General features: G+C 63.1%; 18 protein-coding genes and 1 tRNA gene. All 19 read left to right on the top strand.

Going from position 1 to position 20,835, the window contains the following annotated elements:
- Nucleotide 1: 1 nt before the first annotated feature.
- The 19 genes from nuoH (at nucleotide 2) to IGX34_RS12630 (ending at nucleotide 20,763) form a co-directional block, all read left to right on the top strand.
- Nucleotides 2-1,030, top strand: coding sequence for an NADH-quinone oxidoreductase subunit NuoH (gene nuoH, locus IGX34_RS12720; RefSeq protein ID WP_192556096.1), 1,029 nt, complete (start codon nucleotides 2-4; stop codon nucleotides 1,028-1,030).
- 8 nt (nucleotides 1,031-1,038) lie between these two features.
- On the top strand, nucleotides 1,039-1,530 hold the full coding sequence (nuoI, locus tag IGX34_RS12715; protein ID WP_192556095.1) for an NADH-quinone oxidoreductase subunit NuoI: 492 nt from the start codon (nucleotides 1,039-1,041) through the stop codon (nucleotides 1,528-1,530).
- 12 nt (nucleotides 1,531-1,542) lie between these two features.
- Nucleotides 1,543-2,196 carry an NADH-quinone oxidoreductase subunit J gene (locus IGX34_RS12710; RefSeq protein WP_192556094.1) on the top strand — a complete coding sequence of 218 codons (654 nt, stop codon included), beginning with the start codon at nucleotides 1,543-1,545 and terminating at the stop codon, nucleotides 2,194-2,196.
- Nucleotides 2,193-2,498 carry an NADH-quinone oxidoreductase subunit NuoK gene (gene nuoK, locus IGX34_RS12705; protein ID WP_115476769.1) on the top strand — a complete coding sequence of 102 codons (306 nt, stop codon included), beginning with the start codon at nucleotides 2,193-2,195 and terminating at the stop codon, nucleotides 2,496-2,498. Before IGX34_RS12710 ends, nuoK begins: the two co-directional genes overlap by 4 nt.
- A 5-nt stretch (nucleotides 2,499-2,503) precedes the next feature.
- Nucleotides 2,504-4,546, top strand: a complete 2,043-nt coding sequence (gene nuoL, locus IGX34_RS12700) for an NADH-quinone oxidoreductase subunit L (RefSeq protein ID WP_192556093.1) — start codon at nucleotides 2,504-2,506, stop codon at nucleotides 4,544-4,546.
- 14 nt (nucleotides 4,547-4,560) lie between these two features.
- Nucleotides 4,561-6,069, top strand: coding sequence for an NADH-quinone oxidoreductase subunit M (locus IGX34_RS12695; RefSeq protein WP_192556092.1), 1,509 nt, complete (start codon nucleotides 4,561-4,563; stop codon nucleotides 6,067-6,069).
- 12 nt (nucleotides 6,070-6,081) lie between these two features.
- Nucleotides 6,082-7,524 carry an NADH-quinone oxidoreductase subunit NuoN gene (gene nuoN, locus IGX34_RS12690; protein WP_192556091.1) on the top strand — a complete coding sequence of 481 codons (1,443 nt, stop codon included), beginning with the start codon at nucleotides 6,082-6,084 and terminating at the stop codon, nucleotides 7,522-7,524.
- A gap of 87 nt (nucleotides 7,525-7,611) precedes the next feature.
- Nucleotides 7,612-7,688 (top strand) — tRNA-Met (locus IGX34_RS12685).
- Between the two features lie 188 nt (nucleotides 7,689-7,876).
- On the top strand, nucleotides 7,877-8,389 hold the full coding sequence (locus IGX34_RS12680) for a ribosome maturation factor RimP (protein ID WP_192556090.1): 513 nt from the start codon (nucleotides 7,877-7,879) through the stop codon (nucleotides 8,387-8,389).
- A 58-nt stretch (nucleotides 8,390-8,447) separates the two neighbouring features.
- Complete coding sequence (gene nusA, locus IGX34_RS12675) at nucleotides 8,448-9,953, top strand: transcription termination factor NusA (protein ID WP_192556089.1); 1,506 nt, start codon at nucleotides 8,448-8,450, stop codon at nucleotides 9,951-9,953.
- Between the two features lie 127 nt (nucleotides 9,954-10,080).
- Nucleotides 10,081-12,882 (top strand): translation initiation factor IF-2, encoded by a 2,802-nt coding sequence (gene infB, locus IGX34_RS12670; protein WP_192556088.1) that lies wholly within the window; start codon nucleotides 10,081-10,083, stop codon nucleotides 12,880-12,882.
- 157 nt (nucleotides 12,883-13,039) lie between these two features.
- Nucleotides 13,040-13,411, top strand: coding sequence for a 30S ribosome-binding factor RbfA (gene rbfA / locus IGX34_RS12665; protein WP_192556087.1), 372 nt, complete (start codon nucleotides 13,040-13,042; stop codon nucleotides 13,409-13,411).
- Between the two features lie 100 nt (nucleotides 13,412-13,511).
- Nucleotides 13,512-14,453: a tRNA pseudouridine(55) synthase TruB gene (gene truB, locus IGX34_RS12660; protein WP_192556086.1), complete on the top strand. Its 942-nt coding sequence runs from the start codon at nucleotides 13,512-13,514 to the stop codon at nucleotides 14,451-14,453.
- Nucleotides 14,454-14,607: 154 nt separating this feature from the next.
- Complete coding sequence (gene rpsO / locus IGX34_RS12655; RefSeq protein WP_192556085.1) at nucleotides 14,608-14,877, top strand: 30S ribosomal protein S15; 270 nt, start codon at nucleotides 14,608-14,610, stop codon at nucleotides 14,875-14,877.
- Nucleotides 14,878-14,896: 19 nt separating this feature from the next.
- The gene (gene pnp, locus IGX34_RS12650; RefSeq protein ID WP_192556084.1) at nucleotides 14,897-17,002 is read left to right on the top strand and encodes a polyribonucleotide nucleotidyltransferase; all 2,106 of its coding nucleotides are present in this window, start codon (nucleotides 14,897-14,899) and stop codon (nucleotides 17,000-17,002) included.
- Between the two features lie 110 nt (nucleotides 17,003-17,112).
- Entirely contained in the window at nucleotides 17,113-18,144 is a 1,032-nt protein-coding gene (locus tag IGX34_RS12645) for a poly(R)-hydroxyalkanoic acid synthase subunit PhaE (protein ID WP_192556083.1), read from the top strand.
- A gap of 9 nt (nucleotides 18,145-18,153) precedes the next feature.
- On the top strand, nucleotides 18,154-19,221 hold the full coding sequence (locus IGX34_RS12640; RefSeq protein ID WP_192556082.1) for a class III poly(R)-hydroxyalkanoic acid synthase subunit PhaC: 1,068 nt from the start codon (nucleotides 18,154-18,156) through the stop codon (nucleotides 19,219-19,221).
- A 115-nt stretch (nucleotides 19,222-19,336) separates the two neighbouring features.
- Nucleotides 19,337-20,356 (top strand): S-methyl-5-thioribose-1-phosphate isomerase, encoded by a 1,020-nt coding sequence (gene mtnA / locus IGX34_RS12635; RefSeq protein WP_192556081.1) that lies wholly within the window; start codon nucleotides 19,337-19,339, stop codon nucleotides 20,354-20,356.
- Nucleotides 20,353-20,763: a GtrA family protein gene (locus tag IGX34_RS12630; RefSeq protein ID WP_192556080.1), complete on the top strand. Its 411-nt coding sequence runs from the start codon at nucleotides 20,353-20,355 to the stop codon at nucleotides 20,761-20,763. The genes mtnA and IGX34_RS12630 overlap by 4 nt, the downstream gene beginning before the upstream one ends.
- Nucleotides 20,764-20,835: the final 72 nt, after the last annotated feature.

Genomic DNA, 20,835 nt, shown 5'->3' with positions numbered 1-20,835 from the left:
CATGGGCGACCAGATTCTTCATCAGCTACTCATTCCCATACTGCTGGTCCTGGCGGTCATCATTCCGCTGACCCTGACGGTGGCGTTGTACGTGTATTGGGAACGCAAGGTGCTGGGCTGGATGCACGTGCGCATGGGGCCCAACCAGGTCGGACCGCTGGGCTTGCTGCAGGCCTTCGCCGACGTGGTGAAGCTGATCTGCAAGGAAGTGATCCTGCCGACCAGCGCCAACAAGTTCCTGTACTACCTGGCACCGATGCTGGCCCTGATTCCCGCGTTGGCGGCGTGGGCGGTGGTGCCGTTCGGCGCGCGCTTTGCCGTCTCCAATGCCAACGCCGGTCTGCTCTATCTGCTGGCGATGACCTCGCTGGGTGTGTACGGCATCATCCTGGCCGGCTGGGCCTCGAACTCGCGCTATGCCCTGCTCGGTGCGATGCGTTCGGCGGCGCAGGTGATCTCCTACGAACTGGCCATGGGCCTGTGCCTGGTCTGCGTGCTGGTGCTGGCGGGCAGCCTCAATCTCACCGACATCGTCATGGCGCAGTCGGGCCACAAGGGCCTGCTGGACTGGTTCATGTGGCCGCTGCTGCCGGTGTTCGTGGTGTATTTCGTCTCCGGCGTGGCCGAAACGAACCGCGCGCCGTTCGACGTGGCGGAAGGTGAATCGGAAATCGTCGCCGGCTTCCACGTGGAGTATTCGGGCGCCGCTTTCGCGCTGTTCTTCCTGGCCGAATACGCCAACATGATCCTGGTCGCCTTCCTGGCTTCGATCCTGTTCATGGGCGGCTGGCTCAGCCCGTTCCCGGAAAGCGTGCCGGTGCTTGGCCATGCCAGCTTCATCTGGCTGCTGGCGAAGGCGTTCTTCTTCGCCTTCCTGTTCCTGTGGTTCCGTGCCACCTTCCCGCGCTATCGCTATGACCAGATCATGCGCCTGGGCTGGAAGGTGTTCATTCCCATCGCCATCGTGTGGGTGTTTGTCGCCGGCTGCATGAAGTACTACGGCTGGGTTCACATCGGCACGGGGGGCTAAAGAAAGCCATGTCTAGCATTACCAATTATTTCAAGAGCCTGCTCCTGCTCGAATTGCTCAAGGGCATGGTGCTGACCGGCAAGTACATGGTCAGTCCGAAGTACACGATGCGCTACCCGATGGAGCACATCCCCAAATCCAACCGCTTCCGCGGGCTGCATGCGCTGCGTCGTTACGCCAACGGCGAAGAGCGTTGCATCGCGTGCAAGCTGTGCGAGGCGGTGTGCCCCGCGCTGGCCATCACCATCGACTCGGCGCCGCGCGCCGGCGACGGCCAGCGCCGCACCACGCGCTACGACATCGACTTGTTCAAGTGCATCTACTGCGGCTTCTGCGAAGAAAGCTGCCCGGTGGACTCGATCGTCGAGACGCACGTGCACGAATACCACTTCGAACATCGCGGCGAGAACGTGGTGACCAAGCCTCAGCTGCTCGCCATCGGCGACCGCTTCGAGGCCGACATCGCCGCGGCGCGTGCGCAAGACGCGGCCTATCGCTGAGGACGGGACATCATGATCGATCCACAAGTGTTCCAACTCGTTTGCTTCTACGCCTTCGCCGCGGTGACGGTGCTGGCGGCGCTGTCGGTGGTCACACTGCGCAACTCGGTGCATGCCGTGCTGGCGCTGGTGCTCACCTTCTTCAGCACCGCCTGCCTGTGGCTGCTGGCCGAAGCCGAATTCCTCGCCATTGCGCTGATCGTGGTTTACGTGGGCGCGGTGATGGTGCTGTTCCTGTTCGTGGTGATGATGCTGGACATCGACCAGGAGCAACTGCGCGAGGGCTTCATGAAATATCTGCCGGTTGGCCTGATCGTGGCCGTGGTGATGCTGGTGGAAATGCTCTGCCTGATCGGCGTGCGGGCAATGAACGCGCAGACCATGGGTCAGAATCCGGCCACCGCCGCCGGCGTGTCCAATACGGCATGGCTGGGCCAGGCGCTTTACACCCAGTACCTGCTGCCGTTCGAAGTGGCCGCGCTGATTCTTACCGTGGGCGTGGTGGCGGCGGTTGCTCTGACCTTGCGCCAGCGCACCGGCGTGCGTCACCAGCAAGCCAGCGAGCAGGTGGCGGTCAATGCGCGCGACCGCGTGCGCATCGTGAAGATGGCAGCGGAGCGGCCAGCCGATAGCCAGCCTGCGCCGGCCCAGGAGACCAAGCCATGATTACGCTTTCTCATTACATCGTGCTTGGCGCGATCCTGTTCTGCATCTCGGTGGCGGGGCTGTTCATCAACCGCAAGAACGTCATCGTGCTGCTGATGGCGATCGAACTGATGCTGCTGGCGGTGAACATCAATTTCGTGGCCTTCTCGCGCTTCAATCACGACGTGGCAGGGCAGGTCTTCGTTTTCTTCATCCTTACCGTGGCTGCCGCGGAATCCGCGATCGGCCTGGCGATCCTGGTCTTGCTGTTCCGTAACCGCAGCACGGTCAACGTCGCCGAAATCGACAGCATGAAGGGCTGAGCACCATGGAACTTTCCTCCTCCATACTGTTGACCATCGCACTGGCACCGCTGGTGGGATGCCTGCTCGCAGGCTTCCTCGGCAAGCAGATCGGCCGCGTGGGTGCGCATAGCGTCACCATTCTGGGCCTGCTGATTTCCTGCGGCCTGTCGTTCTACGTGCTGTACCAGATCACCGCGGGCGGTGCGCCGGTATACAACCACAACCTCTACACCTGGTTCGAGATCGGCAAGTACACCGCCAGCGTGGGCTTCCTGATCGACCGCCTCACCGCGATGATGATGGTGGTGGTTACCTTCGTGTCGCTGCTGGTGCATGTCTACACCATCGGCTACATGGCGGACGACGACGGCTACCAGCGCTTCTTCAGCTACATCTCGCTGTTCACCTTCTCGATGCTGATGCTCGTGATGAGCAACAACTTCGTGCAGCTGTTCTTCGGCTGGGAAGCGGTGGGCCTGGTGTCGTACCTGCTGATCGGCTTCTGGTACAAGCGCCCGACGGCGATCTTCGCCAACCTCAAGGCCTTCCTGGTCAACCGCGTGGGCGACTTCGGTTTCCTGCTGGGGATCGGCGCGATCCTGTACTTCCTGGGCACCCTGGACTACGCCACGGCGTTCGCCGCGGCGCCGACTCTGGCCGGCAAGACCCTGGCCATTACCCAGAACGTTCACTGGGATGCGGCCACGGTGATCTGCATCCTGCTGTTCATCGGCGCCATGGGCAAGTCGGCACAGGTGCCGCTGCACGTGTGGCTGCCTGATTCGATGGAAGGCCCCACCCCGATCTCCGCGCTGATCCACGCCGCGACGATGGTGACCGCCGGCATCTTCATGGTGGCGCGCATGTCGCCGCTGTATGAACTGTCGGAGAGTGCGCTGAGCTTCGTGCTGGTGATCGGCGCCACCGGTGCGTTGTTCACCGGCCTGATCGGCATCGTGCAGAACGACATCAAGCGCGTGGTGGCGTATTCGACGCTGTCGCAGCTGGGCTACATGACGGTGGCGCTGGGCGTGTCGGCGTATGCCGGCGCGGTGTTCCACCTGATGACGCATGCCTTCTTCAAGGCGCTGCTGTTCCTCGGTGCCGGCTCGGTGATCATCGCCATGCACCATGAGCAGGACATGCGCTATATGGGTGGCCTGCGCAAGTACATGCCGATCACCTGGATCACCATGTGGGTCGGTTCGCTGGCGCTGTGCGGCGTGCCGTTCTTCTCCGGCTTCTATTCCAAGGACTCGATCATCGATGCGGTGCACGAATCGCATCGCTGGGGTTCGGGTTATGCCTACTTCTGCGTGGTGGTCGGCGCTTTCGTTACGGCGACCTATACCTTCCGCCAGATGTACATGACCTTCCATGGCAAGGAACGCTTCAAGGTGGTCGAGCATCACGGCCATCACGATGCGCACGGCCATGACGATCATCATGACGACCACGGCCATCATGAGCCGGGCGTGCTGCATCACGCGCCGAAGGAATCGCCGTGGGTGGTGACGCTGCCGCTGATCCTGCTCGCCATTCCGTCGCTGCTGGTCGGCTTCTTCACCGTGCAACCGATGCTATTCGGCAATTGGTTCGGCGGTGCGGTGCATGTGAGCGAAGCCAATAACGTGCTCGGCGAAATCGGCAAGGAATTCGATGGCTCACTGGCGATGGCGCTGCATGGTTTCGCCCAGCTGCCCTTCATCCTGGTGCTGGTGGCTTTCCTGATCACCACCTACATCTATCTGTTCAACCCGTCCGTGGCCGACAAGATCAAGACCGCGCTTAAGCCGATCTGGGTGATCCTCGATCGCAAGTACTGGGTTGACAACATCTATTTCGCAGTCTTCGCGCGCGGTGGCGTGGCACTGGGCCGCATGTTCTGGAAGGGCGGCGACGCTGCGGTGATCGACGGCGTGCTGATCGACGGTTCCGCCAGCACGATCCAGCGCATCGCCTCCGGTGTGCGTCGTCTCCAATCCGGTTATCTGTATCACTACGCGTTTGCGATGATCCTCGGCCTCATCCTGCTTATGGGTGGGTACTTGCTGGTCAGGCAATAAGGGAAGCGAGCTCCATGTTCAATCATCTGCTCAGCCTGCTGATCTGGCTGCCCGTCGCAGGCGCCGTGCCTGTCCTGTTGGCCGGTTCCGATCGGCCCAATCTGGCGCGTTGGCTGTCCTTGCTGGTGGCCATCCTCACCTTTGCCGTCAGCCTGTTCCTGATCCCGCAGTACAACGGGGATACAGGCGGCATGCAGTTGGCCGAAAGCCATGTGTGGATCGCCGCGCTCAATGTGCATTACGCATTGGCCGTGGACGGCATTTCGGTCGCACTGATCCTGCTGACCACCTTTGTCGGCATCCTGGTGATCATCGGCGCCTGGGAAGTGATCCAGGACAAGCCGCACCAGTACATGGCCGCCATGCTGGTGCTGGAAGGCCTGATGATCGGCGTGTTTTGCGCCACCGACGCCTTGCTGTTCTATGTGTTCTTCGAGGCGATGCTGATCCCGATGTTCATCCTCATCGGGATCTGGGGTGGTCCGCGCCGCGTCTATGCGACCCTGAAGTTCTTCATCTATACCTTCATGGGCTCGATCTTCATGTTGATCGGCCTGATCTACCTGTATCTCAAGGCCGGTACCTTCGATCTGCACACGCTGGCGACGCTGCCGCTGACCCTGCAGGAGCAGAGCTGGTTGTTCTTCGCCTTCCTGATTGCCTTTGCGGTGAAGGTGCCGATGGTGCCGGTGCACACATGGCTGCCGGACGCCCACGTGGAAGCGCCTACCGGCGGTTCGGTGGTGCTGGCCGCGGTGATGCTGAAGATCGGCGGCTACGGTTTCCTGCGTTTCAGCTTGCCGATCGTGCCGGACGCCTCCGCGCACTTCGCCTGGCTGGTGATCCTGCTCAGCCTGATCGCCGTGGTCTACATCGGCTACGTGGCGCTGGTGCAGGAAGACATGAAGAAGCTGGTGGCGTATTCGTCCGTGGCGCACATGGGCTTCGTCACCCTGGGCATCTTCATCGCCTTCATGCTGGTGCGCGAGCAGGGCAATACCGATGCGGCCCGCCTGGGCATGCAGGGCGCGATGGTGCAGATGATTTCGCACGGCTTCGTGTCGGGCGCCATGTTCTCCTGCATCGGCGTGCTGTATGACCGCATGCACACCCGCCTGATCAAGGATTACGGCGGCGTGATCAATGTGATGCCGTGGTTCGGCTTCTTCTACGTGTTGTTCGCCATGGCCAACTGCGGCCTGCCGGGCACCAGCGGCTTCGTGGGCGAGTTCATGGTGATCCTGGCCAGCTTCAGCGCCAATCCGTGGATCGCGCTGTTCGCCGCCTTCACCCTGATCATCGGCGCGGCCTACACGCTGTGGCTGGTGAAGCGCGTGCTGTGGGGTGAGGTGACCAATTCCCACGTGGCCGAGATGAAGGACATCAACGGGCGCGAGACCCTCGTGCTTGGCGCGTTCGCCGCGCTGGTGCTGATCATCGGCGTCTGGCCGGAACCGCTGACCCATCTGATGGACAGCTCGGTGACGCAGCTGGTCCAGCTGCTGGCCATCCATAAGGTTTGATCGAGAGCGACCATGCCGACTTTTAACGACATTCTCATCATGGTGCCGGAGTTCTATCTGGTCGCCGCGGCGTGCGTACTCTTGCTTGCGGATGCCTTCCTGCCGGCCAACCAGCGCGGCGTCACGCTGCACTGGGCCTCGATCTTCGTGCTGATCGCCGGTATCTACCTGGTCGTGGCGCATCAGCCCGCCGGTACCGTCACCGCCTTCAACGGCATGTTCATCCGCGATGGCGTGGCAGAGATCCTCAAGGTATTCGCCTTGCTGTGCACCATCCTGGTATTCATCTACGCCAGGCCCTACCTGAGCGATCGCAAGCTGCTCGTCGGCGAGTTCTACACGCTGATGATCTTTGCGGTAATCGGCGTGATGCTGCTGGTCTCGGCCGGCAACCTGATCATGGTCTACCTGGGCCTGGAGCTGCTGACGCTGTCGTCCTACGCGCTGGTGGCGTTGAACCGCGATTCGAAGCTCTCTTCCGAAGCGGCGATCAAGTACTTCGTGCTGGGCGCACTGGCCTCGGGCATGCTGCTGTACGGCATATCGATGGTCTACGGCGCCACCGGCACGCTGGACCTGGTGCAGCTGCACGATGCGATTCCGCACAGCTCGATGCCGCATCTGCTGGTGTTCGGCCTGATCTTCATGATCATCGGCATCGCGTTCAAGCTGGGTGCCGCGCCGTTCCACATGTGGATCCCGGATGTGTATCAGGGTGCTCCCACCGCGGTGACCGTGTTCATCGGTTCGGCGCCCAAGCTGGCGGCGTTCGGCATGGCCTTCCGTTTGCTGGCGATCGGCATGGGCGGCTACGTGCAGCATTGGCAGCCGATGCTGGCAGCGCTGGCGGTGCTGTCGCTGGCGATCGGCAACCTGGTCGCCATCGTGCAGACCAATCTGAAGCGCCTGCTGGCCTATTCGACCATCTCGCACATGGGCTATCTGCTGTTGGGCCTGGTCAACGCCGGTCCGGAAGGCTATTCCTCGGCGATGTTCTACGCGATCAGCTATGCGCTGATGTCGACGGCTGCCTTCGGCGTGATTCTTGCGCTGAGCCGCGCCGGTTTCGAATGCGAGGAAATCGACGACTTCAAGGGCCTGAATCAGCGTTCGCCGTGGATGGCGTTCATGATGCTGCTGTGCATGTTCTCGCTCGCCGGCGTGCCGCCGCTGTTTGGCTTCTTCGCCAAGTTGCTGGTGCTGCAGGCGGCCATTCACGCCGGCATGATGTGGCTGGCCATCGTCGGTGCGGTGTTCGCCATCATCGGCCTGTACTACTACCTGCATGTCGTGAAGGTGATGTATTTCGACAAGCCGGTGGAAGGCACCGAAGTGCGTCTGCAGCCTGATTTCACGCTGCGCATTGCGTTGTCGCTGAATGCGCTGGTGTTGCTGGTGCTGGGCGTGTACTGGGGCCCGCTGCTGGGCTGGTGCAAGCAGGCATTTGTGGGTTGAGGTGTGCATTCCGCTTAGGCGGAGTGAGAAATAGCGATTTTAGGCTTGCAAGAATTCGGCCATGTCGCTAGAATTCTCGGACTCTGATGCGGGGTGGAGCAGTCTGGCAGCTCGTCGGGCTCATAACCCGAAGGTCGCAGGTTCGAATCCTGCCCCCGCTACCAGATCTTTCTTGGACAAGAAAGCCTCCTAGTGAGGCTTTTTTGTTGGGCGCAAGGATGCGGCTGTGCGGATCGGGCAATAATAGGCCGGGTCGGCGCGGAGAAAGAGCCTGGACGAGTCGGGACATCGGCGAGATAAGGGAATGGGCCGCTTGAGCCCATTTTTTGTTTCTGACGGTTAAACGGACGACATGGACACCCAAGCAATCGCACAACGTTTCTCCGAGGTTTTGGCTGATTTGCAGCTGGAATGCCTTGGCGTGGAATTCAGCCCTTCGCAGGGGCAGAGTACGTTGCGCGTGTATCTGGATGCGGAAGGGCGCGAGGTGACGCTCGACGATTGCGAAGCGGCCAGCCGCGAGCTTTCGGCGCTGCTCGACGTTGAAGATCCGATCCCCGGACACTACGTACTGGAAGTTTCCTCGCCCGGTATCGACCGGCCGCTGTTTACCGCCGCCCAGTTCGCCAAGGTGGCCGGTCAGGAAGTAAAGATCTTGCTGAAGGCGCCGCTCGAAGGCCGCCGCCGTCTGCGCGGCAAGGTGGCGTCGGTGGAAGGCAGCCTCATCGCGCTGGAAGCCGAAGGCAAAGTATTTCAGTTCGAGCACGACGCGGTGGAAAGCGCGCGCATCGTGCCCGACTGGGCCGCGCTCGGTTATATGCCGCAGCCCAAGCCCGGCGGCCGCAAGCCGGCCAAGAAGAAATGAGTATTGAACTGGTCAATCTGTCGATGGGATGCCGGACGGCGTTCACGGAGTGGTTGCAATGAGCAAAGAACTTTTGCTGGTAGTTGATGCGGTCGCCAATGAAAAGGGCGTGCCGCGAGACGTGATTTTCCAGGCCATGGAAGCCGCCTTGGCGTCCGCTGCCAAAAAGCGCTACCCGGATGAAGACCCGGATATCCGCGTCTCGATCGATCGCAACTCCGGCGACTATGAAACCTTCCGCCGCTGGGAAGTGATCGCCGACGACGGCGAGATGGAATCCCCGTTCCGCCAGCTGCGCCTGATGGACGCGGTCGACGAGCGTGCCGATTCCGTCATCGGCGACTACATCGAGCAGCAGATCGAAAACGCCGAATTCGGCCGCATTGCGGCGCAGGCCGCCAAGCAGGTGATCGTGCAGCGCGTACGCGAAGCCGAGCGCCAGCAGGTGGTGGATGCGTTCAAGGATCGCGTGGGCGAGCTGGTGACCGGCATCGTCAAGCGCGTCGAGCGCGGCAACATCTATCTCGACCTGGGCGGCAACGCCGAGGCGTTCATTCCGCGCGACAAGACCATTCCGCGCGAATCGCACCGCGTCGGCGACCGCGTGCGCGGCTATCTGCAGGAAGTGCGCTCCGAAGTGCGCGGCCCGCAGCTGTTCGTGTCGCGCGCCGCGCCGGAATTCATGATCGAGCTGTTCAAGCTCGAAGTGCCGGAAGTGGGCCAGGGCCTGGTCGAGATCAAGGGCTGCGCACGCGATCCGGGCGACCGCGCCAAGATCGCCGTAGTGGCGCACGACAGCCGCACCGATCCGATCGGCGCCTGCATCGGCATGCGCGGTTCGCGCGTGCAGGCAGTGTCGAACGAGCTCAACGGCGAGCGCGTGGACATCATCCTGTGGCATGACAACCAGGCCCAGTATGTGATCAACGCGATGGCGCCGGCCGAAGTGCAGTCCATCATCATGGATGAAGACAAGCACTCGATGGACATCGCGGTAGCCGAAGACAAGCTGTCGCAGGCGATCGGCCGCGGCGGCCAGAACGTGCGCCTGGCCAGCAAGCTCACCGGCTGGCAGCTCAACGTGATGACCCAGGACCAAGTCGCCGCCAAGAGCGAGGCCGAGCAGGAATCGGCCCGCCAGCTGTTCATGGACAAGCTGGAAGTGGACCAGGAAATCGCCAACATCCTCGTGCAGGAAGGTTTCTCCAGCGTCGAGGAAATTGCCTACGTGCCGAGCGCCGAATTGCTGGCCATCGAAGGCTTCGACGAAGACATCGTCGAAGAGCTTCGCGCCCGCGCCCGCGATTCGCTGCTGACCGAGGCCCTGGCGGTGGAGGAAAACCTCGACGAGCACCAGCCGTCGCAGGAGCTGCTCGAACTGAAGGGCATGGACGAATCCACCGCCTACACGCTGGCCGAGCGCGGCGTGGTGACGGTGGACGATCTGGCCGATCTTGCGGTCGACGACCTGATCGATATCGAAGGCATGGACGAAGACCGTGCTGCAGCACTCATCATGGCCGCACGCGCGCCGATGATTGCGAAGCTGGAGAAGGGCGGCTAACCGCGGGCGGCCACGCCCTGGATGGGCGTGCCGGGAGATCCCTCGGGATCTCCACCAGGGACGGAGGTGACCGTGCAAAGAGGCTTTGCACGGACGATAAGCGCGGGAACGGCGGAGAAAGAACACGATGTCGGATGTCACGATCAAACAACTCGCCCAGGTTTTGGGCATGCCGGTCGACAGGCTGCTGACGCAGCTTGGCGAGGCGGGCATGAAATTCTCCGATCCGGAGCAAGTCATCAGCAGCACCGAAAAGGTGAAGCTGCTGGGCTTCCTGCGTCGCACGCATGGCAAGTCCGATGTTGCTCCCGAAGCGGAAGATTCTTCGCCGCGGCAGATCACCCTCAAGCGCCGCAAGATCAGCGAGCTGAAGGTGGCCACGCCAGGCGGCCGCGGCGCGCAGAGCAGCGCCAAGACGGTCAACGTGGAAGTGCGCGCCAAGCGCACCTACGTCAAGCGCAGCGTGATCGCCGAGGAAGCCAGCACGGAGCCCACGCGCGAAGATGCCCTGCGCAAGCTGCAGGAATCGCAGCAGCAGCGCGAGCATGAAGAACACGAGCGCCTGGATGCCGAACGCCGGCGCCAGGAAGAAGCGCGCGAGCGCGCTGAAGAAGATGCCCGCCGCGAAGCCGAGGCCGAACACGCGCGCCGCGAAGCCGAAGCCGCTGCGGAAGCCGAAGCTGCCGCCGCCGCCGCTGCGGTGGAGCATGTGCAGCAGGTCGAGCAGGCCGCACCCGCGCAGGTGCAGGCCGACGAGCCGGTGCAGCCCGAAACCAAGGGCACGCCGGAACAGCCGGCGGCACCCGTGCAGCGCATCGACCAGCATTCGCTGGGCATGATCCTTCCGCGCATCCACGAACCGCGCAAGCGCGAAAAGAAGCCGGTTGCAGCACCTGCGCCGGCACCCGCGCCCGCCCCGGCGCCCGCGCCGGCCAGCGCCGACCGCAACAAGCCGCGGCATGGTGCTGGCGGCCGTGACCGCGACGATACGCCCGGCGGCAAGCGTTTCGCTGCCGGTGAACTGCATCTGTCCGAAGCCGATCGCGCGCGCCGTTCCAACAAGCGCGGCAAGCCCGGCAAGGGCGGCAATGTGCGCGAAGCTAGCCGTGGCGGCGTATCGGCCTCGGTCGGCGGTGCGCATGGCTTCTCGCGTCCCACCGCTCCGGTGGTGCGCGAAGTGGTCGTGGGCGATGCCAACGTCGTGGCCGAGCTGGCGCAGAAGATGGCGGTCAAGGGTTCGGAGGTGGTCAAGGCGCTGTTCAAGATGGGCGTCATGGCTACCATCAACCAGACCATCGATCTCGACACCGCCGTGCTGGTGGTGGAAGAGCTCGGCCACAAGCCGGTGGAAGCCAGCGACCAGGGCGCCGAAGCCGCGCTGGCCGCGCACACCCAGAATGCCGAGCTCGACGGCGAGCGCTCCTCGCGTCCGCCGGTGGTGACCATCATGGGCCACGTCGACCACGGCAAGACCTCGCTGCTCGACTACATCCGCCGCGCCAAGGTCGCAGCGGGCGAAGCGGGCGGCATTACCCAGCACATCGGCGCGTATCACGTGACCACGCCCAAGGGCGTGATCACCTTCCTCGATACTCCTGGCCACGCCGCGTTTACCTCGATGCGTGCGCGCGGTGCGCAGTCCACCGACATCGTGGTGCTGGTGGTGGCCGCCGATGACGGCGTGATGCCGCAGACCCAGGAAGCCGTGCAGCATGCACGCGCTGCCAAGGTGCCGCTGATCGTCGCGCTGAACAAGATGGACAAGTCGGATGCCAACCCCGACAACGTCAAGCAGGGCCTGGGCAACCTGGAAGTGATTCCGGAAGAGTGGGGCGGCGATACGCCGTTCGTGCCGGTGTCGGCCAAGACCGGCATGGGCATCGACGACCTGCTCGACGCGATCCTGGTGCAGGCCGAGGTGATGGAACTGAGCGCGGTGCAGGACGGCCCCGCCTCGGGCGTGGTGATCGAATCCAGCCTGGATCGCGGCCGCGGCCCGGTGGCTACGGTGCTGGTGCAGCAGGGCACGCTCAAGCGCGGCGATTTCGTGGTGTGCGGTATCGAATACGGCCGCATGCGCGCGCTGGTGGACGAAACCGGCAAGACCGTGCAGGAAGCCGGTCCGTCGATTCCGGTGCAGGTACTGGGCTTGTCCGGCGTACCGGAAGCGGGTGACGATTTCGTCGCCGTCGCCGACGAGCGCCTGGCCCGCCAGGTGGCGCAGGAGCGTCAGCAGAAGCGTCGCGAAACGCGCCTGGTCAGCAAGGCCAACCGTCTCGAAGACATCATGGCGCAGATGGGCCAGAGCGAGCAGCAGCAAACGCTCAACATCCTGGTCAAGGCCGATGTGCAGGGTTCGGTGGAAGCTTTGCGCGAATCGCTGAGCGCGATCGGCAACGAGAACGTGAAGGTGAACGTGATTGCCTCCGGCGTCGGTGGCATCACCGAATCCGACGCGACCCTCGCCGCCGCCTCCAAGGCGCTGATCATCGGCTTCAACGTGCGTGCGGATGCATCGGCGCGCAAGGTGATCGATACCGCCGGCCTCGACGTGCGCTACTTCTCGATCATCTATGACGTGATCGACCAGGTGAAGCAGGCCGCTTCGGGTCTGCTGGGCGTGGAAGTGCGCGAAGAGATCATCGGCGTGGCCCAGGTGCGCGATGTGTTCCGCAGCTCCAAGTTCGGCGCGGTCGCCGGCTGCATGGTCACCGAAGGCATGGTCAAGCGCAGCAAGCCGATCCGCGTGCTGCGCAACAACACCGTGGTCTTCCAGGGCGAGCTGGAATCGCTGCGCCGCTTCAAGGACCTGGTCGACGAAGTGCGCAACGGCATGGAATGCGGTATCGCCGTGAAGCAGTACAACGATGTGAAGGTGGGCGACCAGATCGAGTGCTTCGAGCGCATCGAAGTGGCCCGCACCCTGTAAATCGAGCAGCAAGGAGCGCGGGTCTTGCTACGCCCGCTCCGCAGAACCCAAGCCCGGGCAGGTTTTGCCCGGGCTTTTTCACTGTCGTAATCTGACGGACCACAAGCTTCGTCGTTTGCCGTCGACCCCGCGCAATCCAGGGGTAAGGAGTCTTTCCATGCCATCACGCGACTTCAAACGCACCGACCGTGTCGGCGCCGAACTGCGCCGCGAACTCGGGATCCTGGTGCATACCGCCGTACGCGATCATGGCCTGCCCTCGTGCAGTGTGTCGGACGTGGAAGTCACCCGCGATCTGGACTGGGCCACGGTATGGGTCACCGCGCTGTTGCCGGGGCAATCGAAGGAAGTGGTTAAGGCGCTCAACGAGCTGGCGATGGAATTCCGCCGCACGCTGTCGCGCAGCATGCGCCTGCGCCGGGTACCGGAGCTGCGCTTCAAGTACGACGACTCCATGGACAAGGGCGACCGCATCGATCAGCTGCTGCGCGAAAACCCCTTGCCGGACGCGGACAAGCAGGAAGATTGATGGTGTTTCGCCAGGGCGCGTGCCAGGGCCGTCTTGGCGCATTCCGCCTGCCTGCCGCAGGGCGAAAGCCCCGTGCCAACCGTTCAGTCATCCGGTTCTTATGAGTCGCCGCCGCCATCGCACCGGTGCCCGTGATCTGCACGGCATCCTGTTGCTCGACAAACCGCTGGGCATGAGCTCGAACAAGGCGCTGCAGATGGCGATCGCCATCCTGCGTGCCGCCAAGGGCGGCCATACCGGCGCACTGGATCCGCTGGCCACCGGCCTGCTGCCGCTGTGCTTCGGCGAGGCCACCAAGATCGCCGGCAGCCTGCTGGGCGCACGCAAGGCCTATCTGGCCGAATGCCGGCTCGGCACCACCACCACCACGGCGGACCGCGAGGGCGAGGTCGTTGCCCAGCGACCGGTGCCGCTACTGGACGATGCCGCGATCGAGGCCGCGCTGGCGCGCTTCCGGGGCCGCATTGTTCAGGTGCCGCCGGTGTATTCGGCGCTGAAGCAGGACGGCGAGCCGCTCTATCTCAAGGCGCGCCGCGGCGAGTCCGTGCAGGCGCCGCCGCGCGAAGTCGAGATCGACCGGCTGGAACTGATTTCCCGCAACCATGACACGCTCAGCCTGCTGGTCGAATGCGGCTCGGGCACCTATATCCGCAGCCTGGCGGTCGACCTGGGCGAATTGCTGGGATGCGGGGCGCATCTGACCGCGCTGCGGCGCACCTGGGTCGATCCGTTCCGGCAGCCGGTCATGGTCACCTTGGAGCAGCTGCGCGAGGCGGCTGGAGCGGGCGACGAGGCCCTGAACGGCGTGATTTTGCCGATGGCGGCGGGTCTGGCCGACTTGCCGGCGCTGCATTTCGGCGAGCCGGACAGCCATGCCGTCTCACAGGGACGGCAGATTCCATGGCCGCAGACGGCGCCTGCCGAACGATCGGCGGCCTTTGCCAGCGACGGGCGCCTGCTGGCCCTGGTGGACCGGGACGAGCAGGGCAGAGTGCGTATTCTGCGCGGTTTCAACTTGCCCGTTTCGCCCGCCGGGACCTGACAATTCACGTTATGGTCTTGTTGCAACAGGCTTTCGCTCGGTACAATAACCCACTTGATTCAGTACTTTCGTTCAACCTGTCGGAGCTTGCGCAACCTCATCGGGTGGTGATGTTGCGCAAGTTCCGCTCCCGTTTTTATAGGAAGAGATAAACATGTCCCTCACTGCAGAACAGTCCGGCAAGATCATTGCTGACTTCGGCCGCAAGCCGAACGACACCGGTTCGCCGGAAGTGCAGGTTGCCCTGCTTTCCGCCCGCATCGAGCACCTTACCGATCATTTCAAGACCCACAAGCAGGATCACCACTCGCGTCGTGGCCTGCTCAAGCTGGTCAACCAGCGCAAGCGTCTGCTCGGTTATCTGAAAAGCAGCGACCTGTCGCGCTATCAGAGCCTGATCGAACGCCTCGGCCTGCGCCGCTGATCGGACGAGGACAAACCAAGTGGCGAAAGTAACCAAGTCATTCCAGTACGGTAATCACGAAGTCACACTGGAGACGGGCGAAATCGCCCGCCAGGCTTCGGGCGCCGTCATGGTCAGCATGGGCGGCACCGTGGTGCTGGTTTCCGTGGTGGCGGCTTCCAAGGCGAAGGATGGGCAGGATTTCTTCCCGCTCACCGTCGACTACGTGGAGAAGTTCTACTCCGCCGGCCGCATCCCGGGCGGCTTCTTCAAACGCGAAGGCCGTCCGACCGAGAAGGAAACGCTCACCTCGCGTCTGATCGATCGCCCGGTGCGCCCGCTGTTCCCGGAAGAATTCAAGAACGAAGTGCAGGTCATCGCACAGGTCGTTTCGTTGAATCCGGAAGTCGACGGTGATATCGCCGCGATGATCGGCGCCTCCGCTGCGCTGACCCTGGCCGGTATCCCGTTCAAGGGCCCGATCGGCGCAGCGCGCGTCGGCTATGCCGGCGGCAAGTACCTGCTCAACCCGACCGCCACCGAGCTGAAGACCTCCGAGCTCGACCTGGTCGTGGCCGGTACCGCCAATGCGGTGCTGATGGTGGAATCCGAAGCCAAGCTGCTCAGCGAAGAAGTGATGCTGGGCGCGGTGGTGTTCGGCCACCAGCAGCTGCAGGCCGTGGTCAAGGCGATCAACGAATTCGTCGCTGAAGCCGGCCGCAAGCCGTTCACCTGGTCGGCCCCGGTGCGCAACGATGCCCTGTTCAACAGCATCCAGAGCATCCTCGGCGACCGCCTGGAAAAGGCGTTCCAGATCCGCGACAAGCTGGAGCGTCGCGACGCGATCTCCGCGCTGAAGGGCGACATCAAGACCGGCATCGCCGAAACCGCCGCCTCGCACGGCTGGTCCGATCTGGACATCAGCAACGCTTTTGCGGAAATCGAATACCGCACCATGCGCGACGGCGTGCTGAAGACCAAGGTCCGCATCGACGGCCGCAAGCTGGACGACATCCGCCCGATCTCCGTGCGCGTCGGCGTGCTGCCGCGTACCCACGGTTCGGCGCTGTTCACCCGCGGCGAAACGCAGGCGCTGGTGGTGGCCACCCTCGGCACCACGCGCGATGCGCAGATCATCGATGCGCCGGAAGGCGAGTCGAAGGACACCTTCCTGTTCCACTACAACTTCCCGCCGTTCTCGGTCGGTGAAACCGGTCGCTTCGGCGCGCCGAAGCGTCGCGAAATCGGCCACGGCCGTCTCGCCAAGCGCGGTGTGCAGGCAGTGAAGCCGAGCATCGAAGAATTCCCGTACGTGCTGCGCGTGGTGTCCGAAATCACCGAGTCGAACGGTTCTTCCTCGATGGCTTCGGTGTGCGGTTCCTCGCTGGCCATGATGGACGCCGGCGTGCCGCTGAAGGCTCCGGTGGCGGGTATCGCCATGGGCCTGGTGAAGGAAGGCGGCGACTTCGTGGTGCTGTCCGACATCCTGGGCGACGAAGATCACCTCGGCGACATGGACTTCAAGGTAGCCGGTAGCGCCGATGGCGTGTCCGCGCTGCAGATGGACATCAAGATCGAAGGCATCACCGAAGAGATCATGAAGCTGGCGCTGGAGCAGGCCAAGCGCGGTCGTCTGCACATCCTGGGCGAAATGGCCAAGGTGATCAGCACGCCGCGTTCGGAAATGAGCGAATACGCACCGCGCCTGCTCACCGTCAAGATCCATCCGGACAAGATCCGCGAAGTGATCGGCAAGGGTGGCGCCACCATCCGTTCCATCACCGAAGAAACCGGTACCACCATCGACATCAGCGACGATGGCACCGTGGTGATCGCCTCGGTCAACCGCCTGGCGGCCGAAGAGGCCAAGAAGCGCATCGACCAGATCGTCTCGGACGTCGAGCCGGGCCGCATCTACGAAGGCAAGGTTGCCAAGCTGATGGACTTCGGCGCTTTCGTGACGATCCTGCCGGGCAAGGACGGCCTGGTGCACGTGTCGCAGATCTCCAACGAGCGCGTCGAGAAGGTTTCCGACAAGCTCAAGGAAGGCGACATCGTGAAGGTGAAGGTGCTGGAAGTGGACAAGCAGGGCCGTATCCGCCTGTCCATGAAGGCCGTTGCCGAGGACGAAGGCGCCAGCGCCTGAGTTTCTTCGCCACCTGATGCAAAAGAAAACGCCCGGCCTCGCAGCTGGGCGTTTTCATTTTTGAAATACGGTATTTGGTACGATCGCGTCTTGGCATCGAGGATGCAGGCATGTCGGATCAGATGAACGATTTTCTGAAGGACTATCAGGCCTTCGCGCAGCAATCCTGGGACGCGTGGATGCGCTCTATGCAGCAACCGGGCGCGATGGGTTCGTTCGGAACCCCTCCCATGGGCGGCGCGAACGACGATTTGCTGAGCCGCAGCCTGGCCAGCCTCAAGGCTTATGGCAGCTGGCTGCAGCAGGCCGCCGGTGCAGGGCAGGCGGCCACCATGTGGCAGCAGTCGATGCCCATGCAGCCCTTTCTCGCGGCGTTCAACCAGCCGTTTGCACAGACGGTTGCCGGCATCGACAGCGCTTCTGCGTTTGGTTTCGATCACCAGTGGCAATCCTGGCTGCAGGCGATGCAGCGCGCCGGGCAGATGGGCCTCGCCGGCAACATGGGCAGCAATCTGCAAGGATCTTGGCCGACCTTCGGCATCACGCGCGAGATGCAGCTGGATCAACAGGCGCTCACCGCGGCCATCAACGACTATCTGCAAGTCAGCGCGCGCTATCAGGCCTTGCTGCAGCAGGTGAACAGCAAGGGCATTGCGCGCCTGCAGGAAAAACTGGGGCAGGGCGCAGAACCGGGCAAACAGCCCGAGTCCATGAAGGCGTTGTACGACCTGTGGATCGATGCCATGGAAGACGCCTACGCCGAAATGGCGCTATCGGATGACTATCGCGAAGTGTTCGGCGCGCTCGCCAATGCGCAGATGCGCGTGCGTAAGCTGCAGCAGCAGCAAACCGAACAGATGTGCCGCGAACTGGGCATGCCCACGCGCAGCGAAGTGGATAGCCTTGGTCAGCGGGTGCAGCAGCTGCGCCGTGATTTGCAGGCGCGCAAGCAGCGCGAATCGCAGGCCGATGCCAGCGAAGTCGACGCCCTGCAGGCTGAAATCGCTGAACTGAAACGCGAGCTGGCCGCCAGCAAGGCGACCGCCAAGGTGCGCCCCATTACGCGCAAAACCGATGCCGATGACGGCAAGGCATCCACGCGGGCCAAGACCGCGGGTTCCGCTTCCGGCAAGCGCAAGTAAGGATTGATCATGTCGACACCGTTGCCCTTCGACCCGCAGCAGGCTTTCAATGAAATGGCTACGTTCCAGCGCAAGCTGGCGGCCGGCATGCAGAACCTGCGCGGGCTCGGCGAACAGGATTACGCCAATACGCCGCGCGAAGCGGTCTACAGCGAAGACAAGCTCACGCTCTGGCATATGAAGGGCAGCAACACGCCCACTGCCAAAGTGCCTACGCTGATCGTGTATGCGCTGGTCAACACGGTGTGGATGACCGACCTGCAGGATGACCGCTCGCTGGTGCGCAACTTGCTGGCGCAGGGCGAAGACGTCTATCTGATCGACTGGGGTTATCCGGACGGTGCCGATCGCTGGCTCACGCTGGACGATTATCTCAACGGCTATCTCGATCGCTGTGTGGATGCCATCTGCAAGCGCCACGGCCTGAATGCGATCAACCTGCTCGGCATTTGCCAGGGCGGCACGTTCTCGCTGTGCTACACCGCGATGCATCCGGAGAAGGTGAAGAACCTGGTCACCATGGTGACGCCGGTGGATTTCCGCACGCCCGACAACATGCTCTCGCACTGGGTGCAGAGCATGGACGTGGATCTGTTCGTCGACACGATGGGCAATATCCCGGCCGAGCTGATGAACTGGGTGTACCTGATGCTCAAGCCGTTGCGCCTGAATCAGCAGAAGTACGTGAGCATGGTCGACATTCTGGATAACCCGGTGGAGTTGAAAAACTTCCTGCGCATGGAGCGCTGGATTTTCGATTCGCCCGACCAGGCCGGCGAAGCATTCCGTCAGTTCATCAAGGAATTCTTCCAGCAGAACAAGCTGATCAAGGGCGATCTGCAGATCGGGCGGCAGCCGGTCGACCTCGGCATGATTTCCCAGCCTATCCTCAACATCTACGCGACCCAGGATCACCTGGTGCCGCCGGATGCATCGCGGCCGCTTGGGCGCCACGTCAGCTCCACCGACTACACCGAGTTCGCCTTCAAGGGCGGCCATATCGGCATCTACGTATCCGGACGCGCGCAGCGCGAAGTGGCGCCGGCTATCCACCAATGGCTACGCGACCGCACGTAGGGTAGGTTGGGTTAGCGCAGCGTAACCCAACAATATCGCCACGCAGAAAGATCGCCGGGCAACGCTGCGCCAACCCAGCCTACGTCCGGTCGGCGGCGCCTGATAGAATTGGGCGATGACTAACGCCTCGCAAACCCACGACACCATCCGCGCTGTGCAATGGCACGGCGACCATCTGCGCCTGCTGGACCAGCGCCTGCTGCCGGCCGAGGAGCAATGGCTCGATTGCCGCGATTCGGCCGCCGTGTTCCAGGCGATCAGAGATCTTGCCGTGCGCGGCGCGCCGGCCATCGGCATCGCCGCGGCATGGGGCGTCGTGCTGGCTGCACAGCAGGGCGAACCGTTGGAGCAGGCGCTTGCACATTTGCGTGCTGCCCGTCCCACGGCGGTGAATCTGATGTGGGCCTTGGACCGTATGAAAGCGCGGATTGCGGCAGGCGCAGATACCGCTGCGCTGGAGCGTGAAGCGCAGGCGATCCAGGACGAGGATCTGGCCGCCAACCGCCACATGGGTGAACTGGGTGCGGCGCTGATCGCCCCCGGTTCGAGCGTGATGACCCATTGCAATACCGGCTCGCTGGCCACCTCCGGCTATGGCACCGCACTGGGCGTGATACGCGCCGGTGTCGCCAACGGCCGCATCCTGCACGTGTATGCCGGCGAAAGCCGGCCCTGGCAGCAGGGCGCCCGCCTGACCATGTGGGAGCTGGTGCGCGACGGCATTCCCGCCCAGCTGATCGCCGACTCCGCCGCATCGCACCTGATGAAGGGCGGCGCGGTGAAATGGGTAATCGTCGGTGCCGACCGCATCGCCGCCAACGGCGACACCGCCAACAAGATCGGCACGTATCAGCTGGCGATCGCTGCGCGCCATCACGGCGTGAAGTTCATGGTGGTGGCGCCGTCGTCCACCGTCGACATGGCCACCGCCTCGGGCGACGACATCGAGATCGAACTGCGCGACGCTGCCGAGCTGCTCAGCGTGGCCGGCCGCCGCACGGTGGTGGAGGGCGCACAGGCCTGGAATCCGGTGTTCGACGTGACGCCGGCGGCGTTGATCGATGCCATCGTCACCGAGCGTGGCGTGATCGAGCATCCCACCACCGAACGCATGCGAGCGGTGTTTTCCGCATGAGATTGAAGCATGAAGTCATGTTGTTCGCCGTGGGCGGAGCGATTGGCTTCATTGTCGATGCCGGCATTGTGCAATTGCTGGTCACCTTCGCGCACGTCAATCCCTATGCGGGACGCGTGGTTTCGTTCCTGATCGCGGCCACCGTAACCTGGTGGTGGAACCGCAGCCATACCTTTGCCACGCGCCAGAGCGGCCGCTCGCTGGGTGCCGAATGGCTGCACTGGATGGCCCTGATGGGCGGCGGCGCGGCGGTCAACTATGGCGCGTATGCGGCCTGTCTGTTCGAGTTTCCGGCCTGGCATAAATGGCCGGTGCTGGCCGTAGCGGTGGGCTCTTTTTTTGCCGCCTTCGTCAATTTCGTGAGCGCCCGGACGCTGCTTTTCAGACGCGCCAAAACGCACTCGTAACCTATTGATTGAAAAGGCCTAAATCGGCCCTTTTCACATCTCTTTGTGGTACACTTCCAAGCTACCGCCTGA

The sequence above is a fragment of the Dyella acidiphila genome (assembly GCF_014863405.1).
GTDB lineage: Bacteria > Pseudomonadota > Gammaproteobacteria > Xanthomonadales > Rhodanobacteraceae > Dyella_B > Dyella_B acidiphila.
The sequence above is the reverse complement of the archived record's forward strand: the minus strand, read 5'-3'. Positions and strand labels throughout refer to the sequence as shown.